Consider the following 10198-nt stretch of genomic DNA (forward strand, 5'->3'; position numbering starts at 1 on the left):
TCCAACGCGGTCGCGAACACCGGGAACCCGTCGTACAGCTCCCGGCCCATGCCCGCACGCTGCGCGCCCTGACCCGAGAACAGCACCGCGAGCTGGCCCCGCTGCCCGCCCGGGCCGACGACCACACCGGCCGCGGGCTCGCCCGCCGCCACGGCTTCCAGGCCCGCCAGCAGCTCGGCCCGGGTCGTGCCGGACACGACGGCCCGGTGCTCCAGCACCGACCGCGACGCCACCGACGACCACGCCACGTCCAGCGGACGCGGGGTCGCGTCCCCGCTCAGCCAGGCCGCCCAGCGATCGGCCTGCGCCGACAGCCCGGCCGCGTCGCGGGCCGAGAGCAGCACCGGCGCCACCGACGGCGTCCGGGGCGGTACGCCGCCGGCATCGGGCTCGTCCCCGGCGGGCGGGGCGGGCGGCTGTTCCAGGATGAGGTGGACGTTCGTACCGCTGATGCCGAACGACGACACGGCGGCCCGACGCGGCCGGTCCACGGCCGGCCAGGGGCGGGCCTCGGTCAGCAGGGACACCGCGCCGGCGGACCAGTCCACGTGGGGGGTCGGCTCGTCGAGGTGCAGGGTCGGCGGGAGCAGGCCGTGCCGCATCGCCTGCACCATCTTGATCATGCCGGCGACGCCGGCGGCGGCCTGGCTGTGACCGATGTTCGACTTGATCGAGCCGAGCAGCAGCGGCCGGTCGGCCGGCCGGTCCTGCCCGTACGTGGCCAGCAGCGCCTGCGCCTCGATCGGGTCACCGAGGACGGTGCCGGTACCGTGCGCCTCGACGGCGTCCACGTCGGCCGTGGTCAGCCGAGCGTTGGCCAGGGCCTGCCGGATCACCCGCTGCTGCGACGGCCCGTTCGGCGCGGTGAGGCCGTTGGACGCGCCGTCCTGGTTGACCGCGCTGCCGGCGATGACGGCGAGCACCTGGCGGCCCTCGCGCCGGGCGTCGGAGAGCCGCTGGACCAGCAGCACGCCGACGCCCTCCGACCAGCCGGTGCCGTCGGCGTCGGCGGCGAAGGACTTGCAGCGTCCGTCCGGGGCGAGGCCGCCCTGACGGGAGAATTCGACGAAGGCGCCCGGGGTCACCATGACGGTGACGCCGCCGGCCAGCGCCAGGTCGCACTCGCCGCCGCGCAGCGCCTGGGCGGCCAGGTGCACCGCCACCAGGGACGACGAGCAGGCGGTGTCGACCGTGACCGCCGGGCCCTCCAGCCCGAAGGTGTACGACACCCGGCCGGAGATGACGCTGTGTGCGCCGCCGGTGAGCTGGTATCCCGCCAACTCGGCGGGGACGTCGGCGCTGCCGTAGCCCGACGGGGAGGCGCCGACGAAGACGCCGGTACGGCTGCCGCGCAGCTCGTCGGGGTCGATGCCGGCCTGCTCCATGGCCTCCCAGGAGGCCTCCAGCAGCAGCCGCTGCTGCGGGTCCATGGCGACGGCCTCGCGGGGCGAGATGCCGAAGAACCCGGGGTCGAACGCGGTGGCGTCGTCGACGAAGCCGCCCTCGCGGGTGTGCGACACCGGTCGGCCGTCGGCGTCGACGGCCAGCAGCCGGTTCATGTCCCAGTGCCGGTCCTCGGGGAAGCCGCTGATGCCGTCGCGCCCGGTGGCGACGAGGTCCCACAGGTCGTCCGGGTTGGCGACGCCGCCCGGGTACCGGCAGCTCATGCCGACGATGACGATCGGGTCGTCGTCCACGGGCCCGGCGGGGCCCCAGGTGGTGACGGTGTCGACCTCGTGCAGGCGCAGCGTCGCCGACAGGTGGTCGGCGAGGGCGGCCGGGTTCGGATAGTCGAAGACCAGGGTGGTGGGCAGGGTGAGCCCGGTGGCGGCGCCGAGCCGGTTGCGCAGCTCCACCGCGGTCAGCGAGTCGAAGCCGAGCTCCTTGAACGCCCGGTTCGCCTTGACCAGCTCGGTGCCGGAGTGGCCGAGCACGGCGGCGGTGTGCGTCCGCACGAGGTCGGTCAGGTACCGGTCCTGCTCGGCGCGGGGCAACGTCAGCAGGTGCTGCCGCAGCCCGCCGCCGGCGGCGTCCTCGGGCGCCCCGTCGATTACGCGCAGGGCGTCCCGGGCCTCGGCGATGTCGTCGAGCAGGGGGCGGGGGCGGGCGGCGGCGAACGCCGGGGTGAACAGGGACCAGTCGACGTCCGCCACGGTCACCGACGGCAGGGACCGACCCACCGCGCTGCGCAGCGCGTACACGGCCTGGGCCGGGGACATCGGGCTGAGGCCGCGCCGGGCCAGCAGTTCCTGTCCCTCGCCGCTGGCCATCCCGCCGTCGGCCCACGGTCCCCAGGCGACGGCGGTGGCGGCCAGGCCGCGGGCCCGGCGCCGCTCCGCGAGGGCGTCGAGGAAGGCGTTGCCGGCGGCGTAGGCGGCCTGGCCGCCGCTGCCCCAGATGCCGGCGATGGAGGAGAACAGCACGAACGCGTCGAGCGACCGGTCGCCCAGCAGCTCGTCGAGGTGCACCGCGCCGGCGATCTTGCCGTCCATCACCTCGGCCAGCCCGGCCAGGTCGGTGTCCGCCAGCATGTTCAGCTGGCCCACCCCGGCGGCGTGCACCACCGCCGTCAGCGGCGCCGGGTCCGCGTCGACGTCGCGCAGCAGCGCCTCGACCCGGGCGCGGTCGGCCATGTCGGCGGCGACCAGGGTCACCCGGGCGCCGAGCCCGGTCAGCTCGTCCCGCAGCTCCGCCGCCCCCGGGGCGCGGTCGCCACGGCGGCTGGTCAGCACGACGTGCGCCGCGCCGTTGGCCGCCACCCAGCGGGCCACGTGGGCGCCGAGCGCCCCGGTGCCACCGGTGATCAGCACGGTGCCGGACGGCTGCCAGCGCTCGACCGTGCCCACGGCGGCCGGCGTGGCCCGGACGAGTCGCCGCACGAACACGCCGGAGGGTCGTACGGCGACCTGGTCCTCGTGGCCGCCGCCGGTCAGGACGCCGACCAGGTGGTCCCAGTCGGCCCGGTCGGGCCCGTCGGGCAGGTCGACCAGGCCGCCCCAGAGCTGCGGGTGTTCCAGCCCGGCGACCCGGGCCAGGCCCCACAGGCCGCCCTGGGCGACGCTGCGGACCGGGTCGCCGTCCCCGGTGCCGACCGCGCCGCTGGTGACCGTCCACCACGGCGCCGCGACGTCCGCGCCGTGCAGGGCCTGCACCAGCGCAATCGTGGCGGCCGTGCCGAGCGGCACCGCCGGCTGGCCGGGGTGCGGCGCGTCCAGCAGGCCGAGCAGGGACACGATGCCGGAGAACCGGCGTTCCCCCACGGCCTCGGCCACCCGCGAGGTCACGTCGTCGCGCTCCGCGAGCGGGTCCACCGCCAGCCGGGACACCTCGCCGCCGGCGGCGGCCAGCGCGCCCGCGAGCGCCTCGGCCCACTCCGTCACCGGCGTCTCGCCGGCGGGTTCGACCAGCAGCCAGCCGCCCACTGGGGTGGCCGGCGCCGGGGCGGTGGTCCGCTTCCACACCACCCGGTACGACCAGCCGTCGACGACCGCGTCCCGCAGCCGCGCCTTGCGCCAGGACGACAGGACGGGCAGGGCGGGGGCCAGGACGTCCAAGGCGGCGGCGTCGAACTGTGCCGACAGGGCGGCCACGTCGGACCGTTCCACCGCGGACCAGAACTCGACGTCCACCACGTCGGGGCTGACCGGGCCGGTGACCGACACCGGCATCTGCTCCGGCCAGTAGCGCTGCCGCTGGAACGCGTACGTGGGCAGGGCGACGGGGCGCGCGCCGGCGCCCGCGTAGACGGCCGGCCAGTCGACGGAGGCTCCGTTGACGTGCAGCTCGGCCAGGGCGGCGAGCAGGGCCCGCGCCTCGGCACGGTCGGCGCGCAGGACGGGCACCGCGACCGGCGCGGTCTCCTCGTCGACGTCCGCCGCGGCGTGCCGGCCCAGCACGTCGCGGGTCATCGCGGTCAACACGCTCTGCGGGCCGACCTCCAGGAACGTGTCCACGCCGGCGGCCCGCAGGGCGGCGACCCCGTCGGCGAAGCGGACCGCCTCGCGGACGTGCCGCACCCAGTAGTCGGCCGTGCGGATCTCGTCGGCGTCGGCGAGCGCGCCGGTCAGGTTCGACACGATCGGCAGCGTCGGCGCGGCGAACGTGAGCCCGTCGAGGACGGCCCGGAACTCGGCCAGCATCGGCTCCATCAGCGGGCTGTGGAACGCGTGGCTGACCCGCAGCCGGCGGGTCCGCGCGCCCCGGTCCCGCCAGAGCCGCTCGACCTCGTCGAGAGACTCGACGGCGCCGGACACCACGACCGAGGTCGGCCCGTTCACGGCCGCGATCCCGAGCCGGTCGGTCAGGCCGGCGATCGACTCGACCACCGCGGCCTCGTCCGCCGCCACCGCCAGCATGCCGCCGCCGGACGGCAGGGCCTGCATCAGCCGGCCCCGCGCCGCCACCAGCGCGCACGCGTCGCCGAGGGACAGCACGCCGGCCACGTGCGCGGCGGCGATCTCACCGATCGAGTGGCCGCCCACGAAGTCCGGCACCACACCGTACGACTCCACGAGGCGGAACAGCGCCAGCTCGACGGCGAACAGGCCCGCCTGGGTGAAGGCGGTCTGGTCCAGCAGCTCCGCCTCGGCGGAGCCCTCCGGGGCGAACAGCACCTCCCGCAGCGGGCGCGGCAGCAGCGGGTCGAGCTGCGCGCACACCTCGTCCAACGCCGCCGCGAAGACGGGGAACGCCTCGTACAGCTCCCGGCCCGTGCCGGCGCGCTGCGCGCCCTGCCCGGAGAAGAGCACTGCGAGCGGGCCGCGGTCGGCCGCCTGCCCGGCGACCGCCGCGCCCGACGGCTGCCCGGCGGCGAGGGCGCGCAGCCCGGCCAGCAGGTCCTCGCGGTCGGCGGCGGTGAGTACCGCGCGGTGCTCCAGCGCGGACCGCGACACCACCGACGACCAGCCGACGTCGACCGGGCGGAGGGCCTCGTCGGCGTCCAGCCACCGGGCCCAGCGCCCGGCCTGCGCGGCCAGCGCGGCCTCCGACCGGGCGGACAGCAGCACGGGCACCGCCGGCAGGGCGGCGGCGGGCGCGGGGCCGGCGTCGGCGGCGGGCGCGCCGTCGGCGTCGGGGGTGGGCGGCTCCTCCAGGATGGTGTGCGCGTTGGTGCCGGAGATGCCGAACGACGAGACCGCCGCCCGCCGGGGACGGTCGGTCACCGGCCATGGCCGGGCCTCGGTCACCAGCGACACCTCGCCGGCCGACCAGTCCACCTTCGGCGTCGGCTCGTCCACGTGCAGGGTGGACGGGACGAGCCCGTGCCGCATCGCCATCACCATCTTGATCACGCCGGCCACGCCCGCGGCGGACTGGCTGTGACCGATGTTCGACTTGATCGAGCCGAGCAGCAGCGGCCGGTCGGCGGGGCGGTCCTGCCCGTACGTGGCGAGCAGGGCCTGCGCCTCGATCGGGTCGCCGAGGACGGTGCCGGTGCCGTGCGCCTCGACGGCGTCCACGTCGGCCGTGGTCAGCCGGGCGTTGGCGAGGGCCTGCCGGATCACCCGCTGCTGGGCCGGCCCGTTCGGCGCGGTGAGGCCGTTGGAGGCGCCGTCCTGGTTGACCGCGCTGCCCCGGATCACGGCGAGGACGGGGTGTCCCTTGCGCTGCGCGTCCGACAGCCGCTCCACCAGCAGGATGCCGACGCCTTCGGACCAGCCGGTGCCGTCGGCGGCGGCGGCGAACGACTTGCACCGGCCGTCGGGGGCGAGCCCCCGCTGCCGGGAGAAGCCCACGAAGGGGCTGGGCGTGGCCATGACGCACACGCCGCCGGCCAGGGCCAGGTCGAAGTCGCCCTGCCGCAGGGCCTGGCACGCCAGGTGCAGCGCGACCAGCGACGACGAGCAGGCGGTGTCGACCGTGACCGCCGGGCCCTCCAGGCCGAGGGCGTACGCGATCCGCCCGGAGACGACGCTGGTGGCCGTACCCGTCAGCAGGTAGCCCTCGTCGGTGCCCTCGGCCTCGCTCTGCGGGCCCATCCCGTAGCCGTTGGCGGCGGTCCCGACGAAGACGCCGACCTTCTGTCCGCGCATGGACGCCGGCGCGATCCCGGCGTGCTCGAACGCCTCCCAGGACGTCTCCAGCAGCAGCCGCTGCTGGGGGTCCATCGCCACGGCCTCGCGGGGCGAGATGCCGAAGAACTCGGCGTCGAAGTCGGCCGCGTCGTAGAGGAAGCCGCCCTCGCGGGTGGTGGACCGGCCGGCCCGGTCGGCGTCCGGGTCGTACAGGTTGTCCAGGTCCCAGCCACGGTCGGTCGGGAAGCCGCCGATCGCGTCGCCGCCGGAGGCCACCAGGTCCCAGAGCTGCTCCGGGCTGGCGACGCCGCCCGGGTAGCGGCAGGACATCGCGACGATCGCGATCGGCTCCCGGGCGGCAGCGGTCAACTGCTGGTTGAGCTGACGGAGGCGGCCCGTCTCCTTGAGCGACGCGCGAAGCGCCTCGACGACCTTGTCTGCGGACGTAGACATCATGAGCTCCGTACTGGGGACAACGGTCAGGAATCGGTTCCGTCAAGCGCCAGCCTGACGAGGGTGTCGGCGTCCATCTCGTCGAGGTCCAGGGCCCCGTCGGTGGTGGACTCGTCGCCGCCGCCGTCGGCGTCGGTGAGGTTGAGCAGCAGGTCCAGCAGCCCGGCCTCGCGGATGCGGGCCAGCGGGATGGTCGCCAGCGCCTGCCGCACGGCCGCCTCCGCCGGGTCGCCGTCGTCGGCCTGCCGCGCCTCGGGCAGCAACCCGTCGAGCAGGTGCTCGGCGAGGACGGCCGGGTTGGGGTAGTCGAAGACGAGCGTGGCGGGCAGCGACAGGCCGGTGGCCCCGGTGAGCCGGTTGCGCAGCTCGACCGCCGTCAGCGAGTCGAACCCGAGCTCCTTGAACGCGCGCTGCGGCTTGACCCGGTCCGTGCCCTGGTGGCCGAGCACGGCCGCGGCGTGGTTCCGCACCAGGTCGACCAGGTGCCGGCCCTGCTCGGCGCGGGGCAGGCTGGACAGGTGCTCCCGCAGCTCGTCGGCGGCACCGCCCGGCTGCTCCTCGCCGTGGCCGTCGAGCGCCTCCCGGGCCTCGGCGATGTCGTCGAGCAGCGGTCGGGGGCGGGCCGAGGCGTATGCCGGGGCGAAGACCGCCCAGTCGACGTCCGCCACGGTCAGCGCCGCCCGGGCCTGGCCGACGGCGTACCGCATCGCGTACACGGCCTCGGCCGGTGCCATCGCCGTCAGGCCGCGCCGGGCCAGCAGCTGCCCGGCCTCGCCGGTGGCCATGCCGCCGTCGGCCCACGGCCCCCAGGCGACGGAGGTCGCCGCCAGGCCCCGCCCCCGTCGGTGCTCGGCGAGGGCGTCGAGGAAGGCGTTGCCCGCCGCGTACGCCGCCTGCCCGCCGCTGCCCCACACGCCGGCGATGGAGGAGAAGAGCACGAACGCGTCCAGCGGCCGGTCGCCGAGCAGCTCATCCAGGTGCACCGCGCCGGCGACCTTGCCGTCGAGCACGGCGGCGAACGCGGCCAGATCCGTCTCGGCGATCATGCCGACGTCGCCGGCGCCCGCAGCGTGCACCACGGCCGTCAGCGGCGCGTCGTCCTCTTCCAGGCTCGCCAGCAGGGCCGCCACCTGGTCGCGGTCGGCCACGTCGCAGGCGACGACCGACACCCGGACGCCCTGCGCGGTCAGCTCGTCGCGCAGCTCCGCGGCGCCCGCGGCCCGCTCGCCACGGCGGCTGGTCAGGACCACGTGCGCGGCCCCGCCGATGGCCACCCAGCGGGCCACGTGAGCGCCCAGCGCGCCAGTGCCCCCGGTGATCAGCACCGTGCCGGACGGCTGCCAGCGCTCCGCCGCGTCGGGCGCGGCGGGCGCCGACCGGACCAGGCGCCGGACGAACACCCCGGAGGGCCGTACGGCCACCTGGTCCTCGTCGCCGGCGCCGGTCACCACCCGCGCCAGCCGGTCCCAGGCCGTCGCGTCGACCTGGTCGGGCAGGTCCACCACGCCACCCCACAGCTGGGGGTGCTCCAGGCCCGCCACGCGGCCCAGTCCCCAGAGCGCGCTCTGGGCGGCGTCGCGCGGGGTGTCGTCGTCCCCGGTGCCGACCGCGCCCTGGGTCAGGCACCACAGCCGGGTCGTCGCCCCGGTGTCGTGCAGGGCCTGGAGCAGCAGCAGCGTGGCGGCCGTCCCGACCGGCAGGGCCGGGTGGGACGGGTGCGGCTGGTCGCGGAGGCCGAGCAGGGAGAGCACGCCGGCGACCGGTCCGTCGGCCAGCGCGTCGGTCAGCCGCCGGGCGAGGTCCGCCCGGTCGGTGCCGACCGGGTCGACGGTCAGCCGGACCACGTCGGCGCCGACGGCGGCGAGGGCCTTGGTGACCGCCTCCGCCCGCGGGCCGTCCGTGAGGTCGTCCTCGGCCGTCACGAGCAGCCACGCGCCGGGCTTCCCGGGGGCGGCGGCGAGGTCGGTCCGCTTCCATCCGACGCGGTACGACCATCCGTCCACGACCGCGCGCCGCGCCCGCGCCCGGTGCCAGGTCGACAGGACCGGCAGGGCCGGGGTGAGGGCGTCCAGGGCCGCGCCGTCGTCGCCGAACTGGGCGGCGAGGGCGGTCAGGTCGGCCCGTTCCACCGCGTCCCAGAAGTCGGCGTCGCCGCCGTGGGTCGCGGTCGTCCGTGGCCGGGCGGCCGGCTCGGGCCAGTACCGCTCGCGGTGGAAGGCGTACGTGGGCAGGTCGACCCGCCGTGCGCCGCTGTCGGTGAACCACTGCTGCCAGGTCACCGGCACACCGTGGACGTGCAACTCGGCGAGCGCGTGCAGCAGCGCGTGTGCCTCGGGCCGGTCCCTGCGCTGCGCCGGCACGGCCAGCACGGCGTCGTCGTCGGGCAGGATGTCCGCCGCCATCGCCGTCAGCACACTCTGCGGCCCCACCTCCAGGAACGTGTCCACACCGGCCGCCCGCAGGGCGGAGACGCCATCGGCATACCGGACCGCCTCACGGACGTGCCGCACCCAGTAGTCGACCGTGCGGATCTCGTCGGCGTCAGCGAGGGCACCGGTCACGTTCGACACGACCGGCAGCAACGGCGCCGCGAAGGTGAGGCCGTCCAGGACCGCGCGGAACTCGGCCAGCATCGGCTCCATCAGCGGGCTGTGGAACGCGTGGCTGACGGTGAGCCGACGGGTCCGGGCTCCCCGGTCCCGCCAGAACTGCTCCGCCTCCTCGAGGGCGTCGACGGCCCCGGACACCACCACGGCATCAGGCCCGTTCACCGCCGCGATGCCCACGCGGTCGGTCAGGCCGGCGATCGACTCGACCACCGCGGCCTCGTCGGCCGCCACCGCCAACATTCCGCCACCGGCCGGCAGGGCCTGCATCAACCGACCCCGCGCCGCCACCAACGCGGCGGCATCGCCCAGGGACAACACACCGGCCACGTGCGCGGCCGTGATCTCACCGATCGAATGACCAGCCAACATGTCCGGCACGACGCCGAACGACTCCACCAGCCGGAACAACGCCACCTCGACCGCGAACAACCCGGCCTGCGTGAACACCGTCTGATCCAACAACGCCGCCTCGGGCGTGCCCGCCTCGGCGAACAACACCTCCCGCAACGGGCGCGGCAGCAGCGGGTCGAGCTGCGCGCACACCTCGTCCAACGCGGTCGCGAAGACGGGGAACGTCTCGGACAGCTCCCGGCCCATGCCGGCACGCTGCGCGCCCTGACCGGAGAACAGCACCGCGAGCTGACCGCGTACGGCGGCGGAGCCGGCGACCACGCCGCCCGACGGCTCGCCCGCCGCCAGGGCCGCGAGGCCCGCCAGCACCTCGGCCCGGGTCGCACCGGACACGACGCCCCGGTGCTCCAGCACCGACCGCGACGCCACCGACGACCACGCCACATCCACCGGGCGCCGTGGTTCGTCCGCCGACAGCCAGCTCGCCCACCGGCCGGCCTGCGCCGACAGCCCGGCCGCGTCGCGGGCGGACAGCAGCACCGGCACCACCGGCGGCAGCTCCCGGACGACGACCTCACCCTCCACCACCTCGGCCGGTGGCTGCTCGATGATCACATGCGCGTTCGTCCCGGAGATCCCGAACGACGACACCGCCGCCCGACGCGGCCGATCCACAGCCGGCCACGGCATGGCCTCGGTGGCCAGCGCCACCGCACCGGCCGTCCAGTCGATGTGCGGCGACGGCTCGTCCACATGCAACGTCGGCGGCAC

General features: G+C 76.2%; 2 protein-coding genes. Both read right to left on the bottom strand.

Annotated elements, in window-relative coordinates:
- A partial coding sequence (locus ACZ6O2_RS35955) for a type I polyketide synthase (protein ID WP_466026136.1) occupies window positions 1-6467 on the bottom strand: 6467 nt, incomplete at its 3' end.
- Between the two features lie 26 nt (window positions 6468-6493).
- Window positions 6494-10198 (bottom strand): SDR family NAD(P)-dependent oxidoreductase (locus ACZ6O2_RS35960; RefSeq protein WP_466026137.1); only part of this gene is annotated, 3705 nt, incomplete at its 5' end.

Source organism: Micromonospora sp. NPDC048040, from assembly GCF_055587185.1.